This is a genomic window from Pseudomonas migulae NBRC 103157 (genome assembly GCF_002091715.1).
Taxonomy (GTDB): domain Bacteria; phylum Pseudomonadota; class Gammaproteobacteria; order Pseudomonadales; family Pseudomonadaceae; genus Aquipseudomonas; species Aquipseudomonas migulae_A.
Map to the genome: position 1 here is coordinate 221,779 of NZ_BDAG01000001.1, position 16,066 is coordinate 237,844.

The 16,066-nt window shown below is 52.3% G+C and carries 20 protein-coding genes; 9 read left to right on the plus strand and 11 right to left on the minus strand.

What is annotated here, in order from left to right; translation table 11 throughout:
• Positions 1 to 204 precede the first annotated feature (204 nt).
• From PMI01S_RS01070 to PMI01S_RS01085, 4 genes are read left to right on the plus strand one after another with little or no spacing between them, the layout of a single operon-like run.
• Positions 205 to 480, plus strand: a complete 276-nt coding sequence (locus tag PMI01S_RS01070; protein WP_028621219.1) for a metal/formaldehyde-sensitive transcriptional repressor — start codon at positions 205 to 207, stop codon at positions 478 to 480.
• 11 nt (positions 481 to 491) lie between these two features.
• On the plus strand, positions 492 to 1,457 hold the full coding sequence (gene dmeF, locus PMI01S_RS01075) for a CDF family Co(II)/Ni(II) efflux transporter DmeF (protein WP_084317632.1): 966 nt from the start codon (positions 492 to 494) through the stop codon (positions 1,455 to 1,457).
• Positions 1,458 to 1,500: 43 nt separating this feature from the next.
• Positions 1,501 to 1,872, plus strand: a complete 372-nt coding sequence (locus tag PMI01S_RS01080; protein ID WP_084317633.1) for a hypothetical protein — start codon at positions 1,501 to 1,503, stop codon at positions 1,870 to 1,872.
• Between the two features lie 3 nt (positions 1,873 to 1,875).
• Entirely contained in the window at positions 1,876 to 2,058 is a 183-nt protein-coding gene (locus PMI01S_RS01085) for a DUF1289 domain-containing protein (RefSeq protein ID WP_084317634.1), read from the plus strand.
• Between the two features lie 161 nt (positions 2,059 to 2,219).
• Here the strand turns inward: PMI01S_RS01085 and PMI01S_RS01090 are convergent, their stop codons facing one another.
• From PMI01S_RS01090 to PMI01S_RS01110, 6 genes are all read right to left on the minus strand, one after another.
• On the minus strand, positions 2,220 to 2,687 hold the full coding sequence (locus tag PMI01S_RS01090) for a DUF411 domain-containing protein (RefSeq protein ID WP_084317635.1): 468 nt from the start codon (positions 2,685 to 2,687) through the stop codon (positions 2,220 to 2,222).
• On the minus strand, positions 2,677 to 3,492 hold the full coding sequence (locus PMI01S_RS01095) for a c-type cytochrome (protein ID WP_084317636.1): 816 nt from the start codon (positions 3,490 to 3,492) through the stop codon (positions 2,677 to 2,679). Before PMI01S_RS01095 ends, PMI01S_RS01090 begins: the two co-directional genes overlap by 11 nt.
• A gap of 9 nt (positions 3,493 to 3,501) precedes the next feature.
• Complete coding sequence (locus PMI01S_RS01100; protein WP_084317637.1) at positions 3,502 to 4,476, minus strand: copper resistance protein B; 975 nt, start codon at positions 4,474 to 4,476, stop codon at positions 3,502 to 3,504.
• Entirely contained in the window at positions 4,448 to 4,696 is a 249-nt protein-coding gene (locus PMI01S_RS30790) for a hypothetical protein (protein ID WP_174602641.1), read from the minus strand. The genes PMI01S_RS01100 and PMI01S_RS30790 overlap by 29 nt, the downstream gene beginning before the upstream one ends.
• A gap of 12 nt (positions 4,697 to 4,708) precedes the next feature.
• Entirely contained in the window at positions 4,709 to 6,628 is a 1,920-nt protein-coding gene (locus tag PMI01S_RS01105) for a copper resistance system multicopper oxidase (RefSeq protein WP_084317638.1), read from the minus strand.
• A gap of 220 nt (positions 6,629 to 6,848) precedes the next feature.
• On the minus strand, positions 6,849 to 7,055 hold the full coding sequence (locus PMI01S_RS01110) for a co-regulatory protein PtrA N-terminal domain-containing protein (RefSeq protein ID WP_046056971.1): 207 nt from the start codon (positions 7,053 to 7,055) through the stop codon (positions 6,849 to 6,851).
• A 354-nt stretch (positions 7,056 to 7,409) separates the two neighbouring features.
• Between PMI01S_RS01110 and flgB the strand changes: the two genes are divergently transcribed.
• Positions 7,410 to 7,820 carry a flagellar basal body rod protein FlgB gene (gene flgB / locus PMI01S_RS01115; RefSeq protein WP_084317809.1) on the plus strand — a complete coding sequence of 137 codons (411 nt, stop codon included), beginning with the start codon at positions 7,410 to 7,412 and terminating at the stop codon, positions 7,818 to 7,820.
• A 116-nt stretch (positions 7,821 to 7,936) separates the two neighbouring features.
• Here flgB and PMI01S_RS01120 read toward each other — a convergent pair whose 3' ends face one another.
• The 5 genes from PMI01S_RS01120 to PMI01S_RS01140 form a co-directional block, all read right to left on the minus strand.
• Positions 7,937 to 8,137 carry a heavy-metal-associated domain-containing protein gene (locus PMI01S_RS01120; RefSeq protein WP_046056972.1) on the minus strand — a complete coding sequence of 67 codons (201 nt, stop codon included), beginning with the start codon at positions 8,135 to 8,137 and terminating at the stop codon, positions 7,937 to 7,939.
• A gap of 111 nt (positions 8,138 to 8,248) precedes the next feature.
• The gene (locus tag PMI01S_RS01125; protein WP_084317639.1) at positions 8,249 to 10,606 is read right to left on the minus strand and encodes a heavy metal translocating P-type ATPase; all 2,358 of its coding nucleotides are present in this window, start codon (positions 10,604 to 10,606) and stop codon (positions 8,249 to 8,251) included.
• A gap of 2 nt (positions 10,607 to 10,608) precedes the next feature.
• A complete protein-coding gene (locus PMI01S_RS01130; RefSeq protein WP_080932105.1) occupies positions 10,609 to 10,860 on the minus strand; it encodes a DUF2933 domain-containing protein in 252 nt (83 codons plus the stop codon).
• A gap of 93 nt (positions 10,861 to 10,953) precedes the next feature.
• Positions 10,954 to 11,490 (minus strand): cupredoxin domain-containing protein, encoded by a 537-nt coding sequence (locus tag PMI01S_RS01135; protein ID WP_046056975.1) that lies wholly within the window; start codon positions 11,488 to 11,490, stop codon positions 10,954 to 10,956.
• Positions 11,491 to 11,655: 165 nt separating this feature from the next.
• Positions 11,656 to 12,009 carry a co-regulatory protein PtrA N-terminal domain-containing protein gene (locus PMI01S_RS01140; protein ID WP_046056976.1) on the minus strand — a complete coding sequence of 118 codons (354 nt, stop codon included), beginning with the start codon at positions 12,007 to 12,009 and terminating at the stop codon, positions 11,656 to 11,658.
• A gap of 205 nt (positions 12,010 to 12,214) precedes the next feature.
• On the opposite strand from PMI01S_RS01140, the gene PMI01S_RS01145 reads away from it, so the two are divergent.
• From PMI01S_RS01145 to copD, 4 genes are all read left to right on the plus strand, one after another.
• Entirely contained in the window at positions 12,215 to 12,904 is a 690-nt protein-coding gene (locus PMI01S_RS01145) for a heavy metal response regulator transcription factor (RefSeq protein ID WP_046056977.1), read from the plus strand.
• A complete protein-coding gene (locus PMI01S_RS01150) occupies positions 12,901 to 14,289 on the plus strand; it encodes a heavy metal sensor histidine kinase (protein ID WP_084317640.1) in 1,389 nt (462 codons plus the stop codon). Before PMI01S_RS01145 ends, PMI01S_RS01150 begins: the two co-directional genes overlap by 4 nt.
• Before the next feature lie 369 nt (positions 14,290 to 14,658).
• Positions 14,659 to 15,042: a copper homeostasis periplasmic binding protein CopC gene (gene copC / locus PMI01S_RS01155; RefSeq protein ID WP_019821291.1), complete on the plus strand. Its 384-nt coding sequence runs from the start codon at positions 14,659 to 14,661 to the stop codon at positions 15,040 to 15,042.
• Between the two features lie 3 nt (positions 15,043 to 15,045).
• Positions 15,046 to 15,984 (plus strand): copper homeostasis membrane protein CopD, encoded by a 939-nt coding sequence (gene copD / locus PMI01S_RS01160; protein WP_084317641.1) that lies wholly within the window; start codon positions 15,046 to 15,048, stop codon positions 15,982 to 15,984.
• The last annotated feature ends 82 nt before the right edge of the window (positions 15,985 to 16,066 follow it).

Sequence of the window (16,066 nt, forward strand, 5' to 3'; positions counted from 1 at the left end):
GGCGCTACGCCATCTATCGAATGATTGAAGTACGGGCTCGTCCATCGGCTTGTATTGGTTCTGCACGGCGAGGCGACGTGTTCAATGTTTCGATTGCAGCATTCAAATGCTGCGACGCTGCCGGTCGGATGTATTCCCTCCCTGGCTTGTATGGCTAGTTGGAACGTGTGATCATACTTTCATTATAGGTAAGGGGGGTATGGTATGGGTCATGTGAGATCGAGCAAAGACAATCTTCTTAAGCGCGTAAAGCGAATCGCTGGGCAAATCCAGGCGATTGAGCGAGCACTCGACTCTGATGATGACTGCTCGAAAACCTTGCTTTTGGTCGCTTCGACCCGTGGCGCTATCAATGGGCTGATGGATGAAATCATCGAAGACCACGCTCGTGAACACGTCGCGAATCCGACACTCAGCAACGAAGAAAGAGCGAAAGGCGTCGATGAGCTTCTCGAAGCCATTCGCCGCTATTCCAAATAGGATTTGCCCAGATGAGTAATTCGTACACCGGCTATTCCCACGACCATATGTTCCTGGGGAAATCACATGAAGAAAACGCCAAGCGGACCTTGTGGGTAGTGGCTCTGACCGTCGTAATGATGGTTGCTGAAATCACCGCAGGTTATCTCACTGGCTCAATGGCGTTGCTGGCCGATGGTTTTCACATGGCAACGCACGCTGGAGCACTTGGCATAGCCGCAGCTGCTTACGGTTACGCAAAAAGACATGCCTCAAGTGCTCGCTACAGTTTTGGAACTGGCAAGGTGGGGGACTTGGGTGGCTTCGCCTCTGCTCTGATTTTGGGACTGGTCTCCTTGGGAATTGCTGGAGAATCGCTATTCCGTCTCTTTCAACCGACTCAAGTGCAATTCGGGACAGCGACTCTTATCGCAGTTGTCGGATTAGCAGTGAATGTGGTGAGCGCGCTTTTGCTTTCTGGCGGACATGATCATCACCATGGGCATGACCACGGCCACGATCAATCTCACCATGCGCATGGTCAAGACAATAATTTGCGCTCTGCTTACGTTCACGTTGTTGCAGATGCCCTGACCTCGGTTCTGGCCATCGCTGCTCTGCTTGCTGGCCGATACCTCGGTTGGGTATGGCTCGACCCTGCAATGGGGATTGTGGGTGCAGTTGTTATTGCACGCTGGGCTTGGTCGTTGATGCGGGTGACTGCGGGTGTATTGCTCGACCAGACAGATGATCATGTCGCTGAAGAGATTCGTGAACTGGTTGAGCGACCGGGAGATGCTTCGATCATTGATCTTCATGTCTGGCAGGTGGGGCCGCAAGCCCGGGCCGCGATTGTGAGTGTTCTGGGTAGCCCAGCAGTGAAAACCGAAGACATACGAGACCGGCTTGCTACGGTTCATGAGGTCACGCATCTGACTGTTGAGTACCGCACGAAGCCGGGAGCTGACTCACCGGTGCAAGTCTCCGTTCCGGCCTAGAAATGAACGCATAGTCGACTGAAATGAAAATAAGGATCGAGATATGCTTTTGAGCAAACGGGATCAGGCGCAAATCGAACGTCGTCTGATTGCGGCCCTGTCCAAGGCCTGCGAGACGGCCAAGGCGGAGATAGAGGGCTTCTCTTGGTTGACTCACGATGTGGATTACGAACGATTTCCCTCCAGTCTGATGATTGTTTGGGTCTTCGACACCGATGCCAGCAGGGATGAGGTGCTTGCCAATGGGCAAGACAAGCGGATGCTCGAACTGACGACCCTGGCGTTAAGTGAAGCGAATGTTCACGTCAATCAGGTGTCGGCCAACGTGCATTTCGATACTGAAGAGCAATGTCAGCGGTCAAATGCCGGTGACTGGCGGCAGCGTTTAACACGTACACGATCCACGCGGAGTTAAACCATGGCCAAGGACATCGAAAACCCATGTATTTCCGTTTGCCAGCTGAACAGCGAACTATGTTTGAGCTGCGGTCGCACCAAGGAAGACATCAGAAAATGGAAGCGGATGAAGCGTCCAGAAAAGATGGCCGCTGTACAACGCGCGACCCTGCGCCTGAAAAGCCTGCAAAAAAAGCACAATTGAACGCCGCAGTTTAGGCCACAGTAGTACTGCGTCCTCCCTTGCTGATGTCCTCGGCCCCCTTATGACTTCTTCTACTGCTTGAACACGTAATGGACAAAGCATTTCTCGCTGCATGGCCATAGTGGACGGTAGCCATGCAGTGTTAGATGGACAGGGCCAGATTAATTACCGGGGTATTCAGCAAGAACCTGATCCGTGCCGGCTTTGGTCAGGCCGATTACCTGATAAGCATCATGTTTTCCGTTGACTTCCATGCCTGGAGATCCAGCCGGCATGCCAGGAACGGCGATCCCGAGAAGGTCGTCACGTTTGCTCATAGCAATGATTTGCTCGGCGGGCACGTGACCTTCAACAAACTTTCCATTGATCATTGCTGTGTGGCAGGACGAGAGTCGTGGAGCAACACCGAGATCCTGCTTGACCGCGCTCATGTTGGTTTCTACATGATCAACGACGGTGAAGCCGTTAGCTTCAAGGTGCTGGATCCACTTCTTGCAGCATCCACAGTTAGCGTCACGATGGACATCGATCGTCAGCGACTCTGCTGCATGACCAGCTGAACTGATAAACAGAGCCGCGAATGCAGCGAGGCGAAGTGCCCGACCGGGACGAAGAAAGTTATTTCGCATGGGTATGCTCCTTCCCATCAGCGTGGGTATGAGTGTTTGGCTGAACGGCCGGAGTTGCAGCAGCGTCATGTGAAGCCTCCACAACCTGAGGATGGGCGTGTTCGGTACTTTCATCCTGAGAAGGCGCTGCGGCCGCCTCATGGGCATGGGCGCTGTTTCTCTCGCCACGATGGTCGCCTGCTTCGGCTATCTCTTCGGCTACACCCGCATCATGATGCCCAGCGACAGCCCCTTTTTGGCCCTCATGCTGGCCTTCATGGTTATGCATTTTGCTCTCGCCACCACCGTGTTGATGACCACCGCTGCTGGTTGCTAGAGCGTTGTATTGCGCTGCATCCAATGAAGGCAGCTGCTGGAGAAAAGCGACCATTCCCCATATGTAGGGATCGGCCATGCTTTTACCCCAAGCGGGCATGCCTGTGGATTTGATTCCATGCTTGATGATCCAGAAAGCTGCGGCAGGGTTTCCATCAACGCCCAGTTTTGAAAGATTCGGAGGTGCAGGGTAAAGGCTATTACTTAACTCGGTTCCTGCAATACCCGGAGCCAGATGGCAACCGATGCACATAGCGTTGTAGTTGCCAGCACCTGCGCGGATGAGAGCTTCTTCGCTCAGGTCGGGGACTTTAATGTCGCGTGAGCGCACTTCGATCGAGCGATCCCGAGCAGTGGAAAGTAGGGCGTAAACGGGATCGGAATGTGGATCATCCGCCCCAACATTGATCACACCAAAATACACCACGCCGGCACCTACTATTGCGGCGACCACCCCGGCAGCAGTCAATGTTTTCAATGTTCTTTTCATGTCATGCCCTCAAAACCACATCCGAACACCGGCGACAAATCGCGCCTCGTTCGCATCCTCTCCTTCATCGCTGGCCAGGTCTGCCGTATTGCCGTAGGAGCGGCTCCAGCTAACCCCAATGTAAGGGGCAAATTGGCGAACAATCTCATAACGCAATCGGAGTCCTACTTCGGTGTTTGCCAATCCAGACCCAATGCCGCGCTGAGGATCATTTTTTCCGTAAAAATTGGCTTCGGCCGTCGGCTGCAAAATCAGGCGATTGGTCAGCAGAATGTCGTAGTCGCCTTCCAGTCGAGCAGCGGTTTGACCGTTCTCACCGATGTAGGCAGTCGCTTCGGCTTCAAAGTTATAGAGGGCCATGCCCTGAATACCGAGCGCTCCCCAAGTTTGTGGTGACCCGGGCTTGAAGTCTTGTCGTACGCCGGTGACGACATCCCACCATGGACCGATGGAGTGCCCCCAAAGTGCTGAGAGTTCAGCGTTTTCCGTTACGCCATTGGTACGTTCGCCTTCCGAGCGCAACCACAGTCGGTCAACGTCACCGCCGATCCATCCTTTTGCATCCCAGGCCAATGCACTACCGTTGTCAGCATCCTGGTACTCAAACTTATCCAGCAGCATGAAGGAGTTGAGTTTTTTGTCGTGGACACCATGACCAGCAACATCTGGAAAGGCGGCTGCACGGTCAGCGTCGGTTAGTACGGGGACTGGGGTTCGACTGGTGGTAGTCGCCCCTCCATCCATACTTTCCATTCCGTCCATTTGCCCGTCATCCATACTCATCTTGCTGTGATCCATAGCCCCCATCTTGCTATGGTCCATCGCTCCCATTGAGCCATGGTCCATCTTGGAGTGATCCATCTCTTCAGCGGCGTGAGCCACGACAAAGAAAGCAGGACTGGTAGAGACTGCCAGTGCCATCAACGTTGGGCGTAAAAACTTACTGGTCATGATCTCAATCTGCCTTTTTGGTTTTTTGGTCATGATCCATCGACTCATGGCTCATCTTGCTGTGGTCCATTGACCCGTGATCGGTCTTTGACTCGTTTGTCGCAGTTGCAGGTTTGCTCGTTGTTTTCGCAGGAGTAGCAGGTGAATGCTCACTACTATCTTCGACTGCCAGCGCCACAGACGAGAGTCCACCCATCAAGCTGACGGCAAAGAGGCAACCGACCAGCGATTTACGATTTAGGTATGTGCTCACAGATCGTCTCCTTTACTCATCAACCCGTACTTCACGGAACATGCCCATTTCCATATGGAAAAGCAGGTGGCAGTGATAGGCCCAGCGACCTAAGGCATCGGCGGTGACTCGATAGCTGCGCTTGGTACCTGGTGGCATGTCGATTGTGTGCTTGCGCACCATGAACTTGCCGTTCTCATCTTCAAGGTCACTCCACATGCCGTGAAGGTGGATGGGGTGGGTCATCATGGTGTCGTTCACTAGGGTGATACGCAGACGCTCCCCATACTTCAGACGAAGCGGCTCGGCGTCAGAGAATTTGATGCCGTTGAAGGACCACGAAAACTTCTCCATGTGACCGGTCAGATGAAGCTCAATGGTGCGATTGGGTTCGCGACCGTCAGGGTCTTGGAAAGTGCTTTTCAGATCTGAGTAGGTGAGCACTCGACGACCATTGTTCCGCAAACCGATGCCTGGATCGTTTAGCTTTGGCGTTGGGTTCATGGCTTGCATGTCAACCAAGGGATTGTTGGTTTCGGACGCTGGGTGAGTCTGCATTTCGCCACCCATACCGCCCATCCCTGCCATCTTGCTGTGGTCCATGCCAGCCATGTTGGACATGTCGCCTTTGTCCGTTCCCGCCATCTTGCTGTGGTCCATACCGGCCATGTTAGTCATGTCACCGCTGTCCATGCCGGTCATCCCGGTCATGTCACTTTGGTCCATTCCCGCCATTTTGCTGTGGTCCATGCCAGCCATGCCTGACATGTCACCTTGTTTCATATCGCCGCCGCCCATACCAGCCATGCTGCCATGGTCCATGCCCGCCATACCGCCCATACCCATGTCATCCATGGTCAAAAGCGGCCGAGGATCGATCGCAGGTACCTGTGCCTTTAATCCTTCGCGAACTGCCAAGGTTCCACGTGCATAACCGGTTCTATCCATGGACTGGGCGAAGATTGTGTAAGCCTCTTCGCTGGCAGGTTCTACGATCACGTCATACGTTTCTGCCACGGCGATGCGGAATTCATCGACGCTGACAGGTTTGACATGTTGACCGTCAGCCGCCACAACGGTCATTTTCAAACCAGGGATGCGGACGTCGAAATAGCTCATGGCCGAGCCGTTGATAAAGCGCAGGCGCAGCTTCTCGCCCGGCTTGAAAATACCGGTCCAGTTACCGTTAGGCGCCTGGCCATTCATGAGATAGGTGTAAGTATCCCCACTGACGTCTGCGAGATCAGTGGGGTTCATTTTCATTTCAGCCCACATCTTCCGATCGGCCACGGCAGCAGACCAACCTTGCTTGCTGACGTCGTCGATAAAGTCGCCCACGGTACGTTTGTGGTGGTTGTAGTAGTCCGATTGCTTCTTGAGCTTGGCCATGACGCGACTAGGATCTTCATCGGTCCAGTCAGTCAACATCACTACATAGTCACGGTTGTATTGAAAAGGTTCAGGCTCTTTCGAGTCGATGACGATTGGACCGTAAACGCCTGCCTGCTCCTGCAAACCAGAGTGGCTGTGGTACCAATACGTACCGTTCTGATGCACCTTGAATTTGTACTCGTACATGCCATCGGGCGCAATGCCATGGAAACTCAAACCCGGTACACCATCCATGTTGGCGGGCAGAATGATCCCGTGCCAATGAATGGAGGTGTCTTGGTCTAGGCGATTTTTCACACGAAGTGTGACCGTCTCGCCTTCGCGCCAGCGCAGCAAAGGTCCGGGCAACGAACCATTGATGGTCAAGGCTGTGCGCGGCGAGCCAGTTATGTTTACAGGGGTTTCACCAATAAACAGATCAAATTCGTTACCGGTGAGAACGCTCGGCAGGCCAGGGCTGGTCACTGCCCATACAGGAGTGCGCCACAGACCAAGGCCGCTGAGAATGCCACCAGCGGCCAGGCCTTTAACGAATGTCCGCCTAGAGGTTTTGGAATGCATGCCGTTTATGTCCGATCAGTCAAAAGGGAAGCCGTGCGAAACAACCAATGAGTTGCACAAATAGGTGAAGGCACTCTTTCGGGGGAGGGGGTAATGAGCCCGAATGAGCTCGCTCGCCGTCACTAAAAACGAGTTCTTACGGCAAGCGAGCTCAGAAATTGCCACATTTGAACCACCACAGTGATTACATTTCTGTCAGCTTGGGAGCGCAGCAAGCTAATCAGCAATTCTTGTGGTCCATCGCTTTGGCTTGGCTTTCTGCGATGGGAGGTTGGGTGCTTTGCTTTTGGGCTACTTGATACGATTCCATTGAATTATTCCTAGCCGCTTCCATACGTGCGAACGCCCGGTCACCACCGCCTTCAGCCATTGCCAAAGAAGAGACGGTCAGGGCTGCGATGACGAACAAAGTTTTGATGGGGTTCATTTGAATTTCCTCTGATGATTATTGGTAACCCCCGAATCCACATCAAGTGATGATTCTTAGGGGAGAGCTTAAGGCTCAATAGGACTATAAGACTCATCCCCTGTCAGGAACCTTAGGTGAATATTACAGTTGTGTCAGGTTGCGATATTTCTCTTGAGGAACACGCTATTTAATCCGTAAGGTCCCGATCTTCCAACGTCACACCGCTATTGACTGAGTCTCTGTTTGAGATGCATAACTTTGTAAGTTTCTGTTAACTCCAAAGGTGAAAACGTTTTTTAGTTTCTGCACTGGTACTGCATATGTGTGTTCGATGTTCTTGAAAAATAGTAGCGCTACTGAGGGTGATTGATTGTGAGTATTAGTTTTGAGAAAGCGCTTGGCTCCGCAGAAAGAGCGTTAATTTATCGTAGCCAAAGAGCTGAGATTCTGAGTAACAATATCGCAAACGCTGATACACCGAACTTCAAGGCCCGAGACTTAGATTTTTCTACTGTGCTTGCAAGCGAGACAAAAGAAACTCCTACTCCGTTTTCTTTGAAAACAACAAATGTAAAACACATTACCGAAAAAGAATCAGCAGGTGATATTTACGAAGGTGCTTTGCTTTACAGCACACCGGCTCAACCTGCCATTGATCAAAATACTGTCGATCAGCAGGTCGAAGTCGCAAAGTACACAGAAAATGGAATACGTTTTGACGCCGCTTTTACTCGGTTGAATGGAGCGTTCAAAGGTTTGCTCAAAGCTCTGCGAGGTGATTAGTAGCGCAAGGGCTTGCGAGCGGTAATTGTGGCCGACGCGGCTGCTTCGGTACTCCTGAGGGTTCACCAAGGGGAGCCCCCTGCATACGGGGCTCTGACCATGGGAAGTGTCAGCATTCAAGCGTTGATCTGAGAAGGAAAACCTAACGCCTCGACAGTTTTACGAATCTGCTCTGGGCTTTCGCTGCTTTCAACACTCACCTTACCGGCTGACCGATCCACGGAAACCGTAGCTTCGTTGTCCAGTGACTGAATCGCTTTGGTGATTTTGCTGACGCAACTGCCGCAACCAATGCCTGATACATCTAAGACGAACATGGTTATTCCTCTCGTGCTGAGCGGTCTCTTTTCACCGCACCGACAGCATCAACGTTGACACGATGGCAAGGTCAACAGTTATCTGTTTCGGGTTGTGAGCGTCATTGAAGCTCAGTCAATTCGGGTATTCCTAAGTCTCAATGCATTGAAAACTACAGATGCAGAACTGACGCTCATGGCTATGGCAGCGATCATGGGCGACAGGAGATGTCCCGTCAGTGGATAGAGCAAGCCTGCGGCAAGAGGAATACCCATCGAGTTGTAAAGAAAGGCGAAACCCAAGTTTTGCCGCATGTTTTTTACTGTTGCGACCGAAAGAGCCCGTGCTCGTAAAATCCCCATCAGGTCGCCTTTTACCAGCGTGAGTTGCGCGCTATTCATCGCAACGTCAGTCCCTGTCCCCATGGCAATGCCCACATCTGCTCGCGCCAGGGCCGGAGCATCGTTGATACCGTCACCAGCCATGGCGACCTTCCGGCCGTATTGCTGGAGGTCTGCGACCAGACGTTCCTTGTCCTGAGGTTTCACTTCACCGTGGACTTCTTCAATCCCCATCTCCCTTGCGACAGCCCGGGCGGTGGTGAGCCCGTCGCCAGTAGCCATGATGATTTTGATGTCATCAGCCTTGAGCTTGGTGACTGCTTCTTTGGAGGTCGGTTTTATCGGGTCTGAGACCGCCAGTAACCCTGCCAATGCCCCGTCAACTGCGAGATAGATGATGCTGATGCCTTCAAGGCGCAACAACTCTGCACGCTTTTGTAGGGGCTTGGTGTTCACGCCTGCGGCTTCCATCAACGCGGTGTTCCCCAGCTGGATCTTCTTGCCATCAACGATGCCACTGACCCCGATACCTGAACCAGACTCAAAGGATTCTGGCTTGGTGAGCTTAATGTTCTTGGTTCGGGCATGATCGACGATTGCATGAGCCAAGGGATGTTCGCTGCCCTGATCAAGGCTGGCAGCCAGCTGAAGAACATCGGGGGGATTGAAACTGGGTGTGGCCTCCACACTGTGAAACACTGGCCTTCCTTCTGTCAGGGTGCCTGTTTTATCGACAATCAGCGTGTCGATCTTGCAAAGGTTTTCGATGGCACTGGCATCCCTGAACAGCACACCCATGCTGGCTGCTTTACCCGTCGAAACCATGATCGACATGGGCGTAGCAAGACCCAACGCACAGGGGCAAGCGATGATCAGCACGGCGACAGCGTTGATCAGACCAAACACCCAACTGGGCTCAGGGCCAAAAAGCCCCCAACCGACAAATGTCAGTATTGCAATCCCGATAACACCCATCACAAAGTAGCCGGCAATCGAGTCGGCCATTCGTTGCATTGGTGCTTTGGAGCGCTGAGCCCGAGCGACCATCTGTACGATCTGTGACAGCATGGTCTCGGCGCCGACCTTTTGCGCCTCCATTACCAAGCTCCCATGTGTATTCAGAGTGGCGCCGATCAGGCTATCACCAGCGCTCTTCATTACCGGCACTGGCTCGCCAGTGAGCATGGACTCATCCACCGCACTTTCACCCTCCAGTACTGAGCCATCAACGGGCACCTTTTCACCTGGCCTGACCCGCAGATGGTCTCCAAGGTGAACATGGGTGAGAGGAATGTCTTCCTCCTGTCCATCGGCATTGATCCGGCGTGCGGTCTTGGGCGATAAACCGAGAAGGGACTTAATGGCGGCGGAGGTTTGCGATCGGGCTTTGAGCTCAAGAATCTGCCCAAGCAAGGTGAGCGAGATGATGACCGCGGCGGCTTCGAAGTAGACGCCGATACGTCCATCTTGCATGAAGGTAGCGGGAAAGCTTTGGGGAAAGAGCGTTGCCATGACGCTGTAAAGGTAGGCTGCGGCGGTACCCAAACCAATCAAAGTCCACATGTTTGGACTGCGATTTCTTATAGAGGCTATGCCCCTTACAAAAAAGGGCCAACCTGCCCATAAGGTCACCGGTGTCGCCAGAGCGAACTCGATCCAGTTTTGGATCGAGCCATGGAGGAGTTGTAACGAGTGTCCCGCCATGGCGAGTACGGTCACTATCACGGTTAATGGCAGCGACCACCAAAAGCGGCGGGCGAAATCCCGGAGTTCAGGATTTTCTTCTTCATCGAGCGCGGGCATGACCGGCTCTAATGTCATGCCACATTTAGGGCAGTTGCCGGGTCCGGGTTGACGTATTTCCGGGTGCATCGGACAGGTAAACTCAGTGCCTGTTTGTACCGCAGGCACTGGAGCGGTGACGCGGGACTCGGCGCTCGAAACATTACCGCTGTAGCGCTCAGGATCAGCTCGAAACTTCTCCTGGCATTTCAGGCTACAAAATTGATACGTCTGTCCCTGATAAGACTCACCAAATTTACTTGGTGAAGTGACTGCCATTCCGCACACCGGGTCACGTAGATCATCGTCATTGAGCGGAGCAGCAGGGGCGTGATTGTGGTCGTGGTGGCTCGATATGGTAGGCATGGCTATTTCCCTTTTTCGTCCTTATGGGTTGTTGCCTGATCGCCATGGTTATGTCCGCCATGTCCATGTCCAAAAAAATGCATCAATGGGCAGATCAACAGAATCAGATAAGGCCAAAATGGATAAACGTGGCTGAAATGCTCCCGCAACACGTAGAAGGCACCAATCGCAATGAGCATGATCAGTACAACGCCTGTTTTGCGCCTCCAAAATGGTGCGGTGGTGTTTCCATCCGGATGCTGATGGTTATTCATGATCTAGACCCCACTGTGTAAGCGTTGTTGTGATCTCTGCGACAGAGCGTAGACAACTCGTGCGTCGAAGCGGTGTTAGCAGCCAGCTTCGGCTTACTTCAGGTCAAACGGACCAACCATCCCTGACTGATAATGCCCCGGCACGTTGCAGGCAAACTGAAGGTCTGTGCTGTTGTTGAAGGTCCAGATCAGCTCTTGGGTTGCGCCAGGCTCAATCAGGACGCTGTTCGGGTCGTTGTGCTCCATTCCGACCATCTTCATTCCACCCATGCTGTGGCTCATACCGCTCATCGTTTTCCCGGTACCGGTGGGGTTAAGTGTCCCGTTCTGGAACATGCTTGCCATTTCTTTTTGGTGTGCTGCATGAGCAGCGGCTTTGCCGATGTTGAACTCGTGCAGCAGCGAACCCTCATTGCGAAGGACAAATCGAATAGTTTCACCAGGCTTTACGTCGATGCTTTCAGGTTTGAAGAAAATATCGCCCATCTCGACCTCCACCGTACGGGTAACCTCAGAGGCGACTCCAGGCTTACCGATGTCCTCTTTCCCATGCCCTGCGCTGGCCATAGCCGTAGCACCGAAGAGTAGAGTGATTGCTGCGATGACTGGGGTAACGAGCCTAGCTTTCATAGTGACCTCGAGAGTAAGAGTGGGAACACTGGCTATGCTAAAGACACGGAGCTGCCAGTTAACTGACCTGAACACTACATTTCTGTCAGTTTTCAAAAAAAAACACGGCGTCCAAAGACGCCGTAGTCAACGGTACTGTTCAAAAAGCCCTTTGGAAGCCGGTTTTCACTGATGATTCTCTGAAAGCATCAATTTGTGCTCACGTTGCATTTGGCTCAAAACGTCGTCGGCAATTTTGTCGTGCTTTTCCATCCAGGCCAGGTGCTGTTGGGGTGACATTGAGGCGTCTGGATGATCTTTATGGAGTTGGCTCATGATGTCGCCGAGCATCTTCATATGCTCGGTCATGTGGACATGGCGCTGTCCTTCAGGGGCTTTTTCAGCTTGAACCAGTACGGCTTCAGCCTTGTCGCGCAGGCCTTCCATACGCTCTATCACCCGGTCTCCGCCACTTTCAGCCCATACAGAAGCTGAGACGAGTATCGAACTTACAAAAAACAGCATTTTCAGGCGATTCATGGGGCAACTCCTTATGGAATTGTTTTCCGGCTCCCAAACGTTTCATGCTGAAGAGTCGGTCGAGCACCAGGAAGTACTCATGCTTGAACCCTAGACAGCGCTTGCTGACATCTACCTGAAGCCAATATTACTTTTCTGTCAGTTGCTGGTTGGCTGGCGTGTTTCGATGCAGACTGCGCTTCATCATTATTCGAGAGCCACCCTCATGAGACTTCTGGTTGCTGAAGACGAACCCAAAATAGGTATCTATTTGGAGCAAGGACTCACGGAGGCGGGGTTCAATGTGGATCGCTTTACCAATGGCAAAGTGGCGCTTCAGCACGCTTTGAGCGAGGCCTATGACCTGCTGATTCTAGACGTCATGATGCCTGGGCTGGATGGCTGGGAAGTACTTCAGAAGGTTCGTGCATCTGGGAAAGATGTTCCCGTGCTCTTCCTCACGGCGCGAGACCGCGTTGAAGATCGAGTGAAAGGACTTGAACTCGGGGCAGATGATTACCTGATTAAACCCTTCGCATTTTCTGAACTGTTGGCTCGCGTCAGAACGTTGCTGCGTCGGGGTAACGGCGCTCCCTCGCAAACCTATATGAAATTGGCTGATCTGGAGGTGGACCTGCTCAAGCGTCGAGCCATTCGTGGAGGTAAGCGCATAGACCTTACGGCCAAAGAGTTTGCGCTGCTTGAGCTGTTGCTACGTCGTCGAGGGGAGGTGCTGCCAAAATCACTTATCGCCTCCCAGGTTTGGGACATGAACTTCGACAGCGATACCAATGTTATTGAGGTCGCGGTAAGGAGACTGAGAGCAAAAATCGATGATGATTTTGAGGTCAAGCTGATTCACACCTCGCGGGGTATGGGTTACATGCTCGACGCACCTGATTTGGAGTCGGAATGAAGCGAATGTCCCTGACAGCTCGCATGAGTCTGATGTTCATGCTCGCGGTAACGGCCGTGCTCACGGTTGCCGGACTCAGTTTCAATAACCTCAGCCGGCATCATTTCAAGATGCTGGATCAGCAGGCGCTGAACGAAAAACTCCATTCGACTCAAAGAATTCTGACGGGGTTGAACAGCATTGATCAATTCAGTGATGTTAAGCCTGAGCTAGAGGCGCTGCTTGGCGCTCACCGTGATTTGACTGCTCTAATAATCGATGGGGGCGGCAAACTACTGTTTGCTGATCCCGGTCCCGTAGATGTTCCTGAGGAATTCCGCAGCATCCCAAACAACAACGTCTGGGAGTGGCGAGATCAAGAGCAGATGTTCCGTGGCGTGACGGCACAAGCCATTGTGACGGGACAAGACAAGCCATTGACCGTCATGTTGATTTTTGACGTTACTCAGCATATGTCCTTTTTCGAGACGCTTGAGCGATGGTTTTGGATAGGGCTGGTGATCAGCGCGCTGGTCAGTGCAGCGTTGGGCTGGATGGTCGCGAGCAGTGGCCTGCGGCCTATTCGCCAAGTCACCCAGGTCGCGGCCTCAATGTCAGCTAAATCACTCAAAGAACGTATTCCATTAGCACCGGTTCCCAAAGAGCTTCAGCAAATGGTGCTGTCATTCAACGCAATGTTATCCAGGTTGGACGATGCATTTGTTCGCTTATCGAATTTCTCTGCGGACATTGCTCACGAGTTACGGACCCCCGTCAGCAACTTGATGACCCACACGGAAGTGGTGCTTTCTAGAAAAAGGAATATCGAGGATTACGAAGACAACCTGTACTCAAATCTTGATGATTTGAAGCGTATGGGGCGAATGATCGATGACATGCTTTTTCTGGCCAAGTCTGACAACGGTCTGATCACACACGAGAACAAACCAATAGACTTGGTGGAAGTCGTGGAAAAACTGCTTGAGTACTACCGCCTTTTGGCTGATGAGCGAGGGATTGAACTCAAGGTTTCAGGACGGGGCAGCGTCCGAGGCGATGTCCTTATGCTCCACAGAGCCATTTCTAACCTGCTCTCTAACGCGCTTCGCTACACCTCTGAAGGGAAGACGATCAGTGTCGAAATCCTCCAGAAGGAGATGTCGGTATTGGTCGTCGTGGAGAACCACGGAGAACCCATTGCCCCCGAACACCTTGAAAAGCTTTTTGATCGTTTTTATCGCGTGGACCCAGCGCGGAGAGAAGGAAGTCCAAGCAACGCAGGGCTAGGTCTGTCGATTACCCGATCAATTATTGAAGCGCATGATGGCAAGATCTGGTGTACGTCATGTGACGGGAAAACGGCCTTTCATCTAGAGTTTCCTAGTGTTGACTTGAAGGTCAGCTGAACAACGGCGCATTTGCGATCAACGGCGATCTCTCAGCCTGCGCCCAGCGCCCACTTTCGTTATTTTTGAATGAGTGAAAACCCTAGTATCGCGGGCACGCGGTCTCGTCTTTAAGTCTCGCTACGCCCGCCAATTCGAGGCCAAACACCGCGTCAAGCTGACTGAAATGTAATCGAACAGTTTGCGTTCGTGTGGCATCGTGTTCTTGCACTGTGACGTTGGGGCCTAGTGAGTTTCTCGTGTTCAACCTGCCCTAGAACACGGAGGCTACTAGCTAATCATCAGTGGTTTTAACAAGAATCGAAAAGTAAAAACTAGATATTCCCAAACAAACCTCGAATCAACAGCTCTTGCTGTGAGGAGTCTTGCATGTCATTCCTTAAAACTACGACCGTAGCTGTTGCACTTACCGCTGGTTTGCTTCTGAGTGCAGTTGCTCAAGCACATCCAAAGCTCCTTTCTTCCACTCCGGCAGAAGGCTCGAATGCGGCGGCCCCTTCGAAAATTGAACTGCACTTTTCTGAGAATCTCACCACTCAGTTTTCCGGTGCAAAACTGATCATGACCGATATGCCTGGCATGCCGAACTCCCCAATGGGTGTTAAGGCCGCAGTCGCTGGTGGCGGTGATCCGAAAACGATGGTGATTACACCGGCAGCACCTTTGACCACCGGTACCTACAAAGTCGAATGGCGTGCTGTCTCCTCGGACACTCACCCGATCACCGGCAACTTCTCATTTAAAGTGAAATGATTGATGAGCGACTCAATAAATATTGTGGTTCGCTTTGCTCTCTATTTCGACCTGATGTTGTTATTCGGATTGGCAATTTTCGGCTTGTACAGCCTCAGGGGAAAGGAAAGAGTATCGGGCACGGTCTTGAATTTTGAGTCGCTTCTTTACGGTACTTCTGTTGCAGGTGTAGCTCTGTCCCTTGCCGCGATGTTGTTGCTTGCCAAAGCAATGAGCGGTGTCTCCGAGCTTATGGAGCTACAGCAACATATTTTTGAAATGGTCCTTATGGGGACCGACGTCGGGTTGACCTGGATGGTCCGAATAGCTGCCTTGGTGATGGCAATTATTGGCGTCGCATTGAATAAGCGATTTCCGACACCCAGTCTCTGGATCGTCACCGTATGCGGAGCGATTGCGTTGGCGACGTTGGCTTGGACAGGGCACGGTGCCATGGATGAAGGCAGCCGACGCTACTGGCATTTCATCACCGATATATTCCATCTTTTAGCCGCAGGTGGCTGGTTGGGTGCTCTATTGGCATTCGCTCTACTGCTGCGGTTGAAATCGCTAAAGGGCGAACAAGAAGCTCGAATTCTTGCACGGGTGCTGACTGGCTTTGAGTCGGCCGGCGGAGTGATTGTTGCGATCATAACCGTCACGGGTGTAGTGAATTACCTTTTTATCGTCGGTCCAAATCTCGATGAAGTGATGCTCAGTACTTATGGCCAGCTGCTGTTTTTGAAGATCCTGCTCTTTGCCGGGATGATCGTGTTAGCCACGCTGAACCGCTTTCACCTAAGTCCGGTATTGGAGCGGTCAGTTCGAAATGGAGAATACTCTGCCGCGGTCAATGCCTTGCGTCGCAGCATGACACTCGAGTTTTTAATGGCAGTCATCATAATTTGTCTTGTCGCATGGTTAGGCACTTTAAGTCCGGAAATGGAAATGAGCGCGGGATAGAGGTTGGTGACAGCCGACAAAGGAGTCTAGAAGGTGAATTGTAAGGGCCATATCCACCCCCCCCTCAAGGGCGATCCACTCG

Excerpts from the sequence above, each read along its gene's own strand:
- PMI01S_RS01070 (WP_028621219.1), top strand. The coding sequence starts at position 205 with ATGGGTCATGTGAGATCGAGCAAAGACAATCTTCTTAAGCGCGTAAAG.
- dmeF (WP_084317632.1), top strand. The coding sequence starts at position 492 with ATGAGTAATTCGTACACCGGCTATTCCCACGACCATATGTTCCTGGGG.
- PMI01S_RS01080 (WP_084317633.1), top strand. The coding sequence starts at position 1,501 with ATGCTTTTGAGCAAACGGGATCAGGCGCAAATCGAACGTCGTCTGATT.
- PMI01S_RS01085 (WP_084317634.1), top strand. The coding sequence starts at position 1,876 with ATGGCCAAGGACATCGAAAACCCATGTATTTCCGTTTGCCAGCTGAAC.
- PMI01S_RS01090 (WP_084317635.1), bottom strand. The coding sequence starts at position 2,687 with ATGCGAAATAACTTTCTTCGTCCCGGTCGGGCACTTCGCCTCGCTGCA.
- PMI01S_RS01095 (WP_084317636.1), bottom strand. The coding sequence starts at position 3,492 with ATGAAAAGAACATTGAAAACATTGACTGCTGCCGGGGTGGTCGCCGCA.
- PMI01S_RS01100 (WP_084317637.1), bottom strand. The coding sequence starts at position 4,476 with ATGACCAAAAAACCAAAAAGGCAGATTGAGATCATGACCAGTAAGTTT.
- PMI01S_RS01105 (WP_084317638.1), bottom strand. The coding sequence starts at position 6,628 with ATGCATTCCAAAACCTCTAGGCGGACATTCGTTAAAGGCCTGGCCGCT.
- PMI01S_RS01110 (WP_046056971.1), bottom strand. The coding sequence starts at position 7,055 with ATGAACCCCATCAAAACTTTGTTCGTCATCGCAGCCCTGACCGTCTCT.
- PMI01S_RS01120 (WP_046056972.1), bottom strand. The coding sequence starts at position 8,137 with ATGTTCGTCTTAGATGTATCAGGCATTGGTTGCGGCAGTTGCGTCAGC.
- PMI01S_RS01125 (WP_084317639.1), bottom strand. The coding sequence starts at position 10,606 with ATGCCTACCATATCGAGCCACCACGACCACAATCACGCCCCTGCTGCT.
- PMI01S_RS01130 (WP_080932105.1), bottom strand. The coding sequence starts at position 10,860 with ATGAATAACCATCAGCATCCGGATGGAAACACCACCGCACCATTTTGG.
- PMI01S_RS01135 (WP_046056975.1), bottom strand. The coding sequence starts at position 11,490 with ATGAAAGCTAGGCTCGTTACCCCAGTCATCGCAGCAATCACTCTACTC.
- PMI01S_RS01140 (WP_046056976.1), bottom strand. The coding sequence starts at position 12,009 with ATGAATCGCCTGAAAATGCTGTTTTTTGTAAGTTCGATACTCGTCTCA.
- PMI01S_RS01145 (WP_046056977.1), top strand. The coding sequence starts at position 12,215 with ATGAGACTTCTGGTTGCTGAAGACGAACCCAAAATAGGTATCTATTTG.
- PMI01S_RS01150 (WP_084317640.1), top strand. The coding sequence starts at position 12,901 with ATGAAGCGAATGTCCCTGACAGCTCGCATGAGTCTGATGTTCATGCTC.
- copC (WP_019821291.1), top strand. The coding sequence starts at position 14,659 with ATGTCATTCCTTAAAACTACGACCGTAGCTGTTGCACTTACCGCTGGT.
- copD (WP_084317641.1), top strand. The coding sequence starts at position 15,046 with ATGAGCGACTCAATAAATATTGTGGTTCGCTTTGCTCTCTATTTCGAC.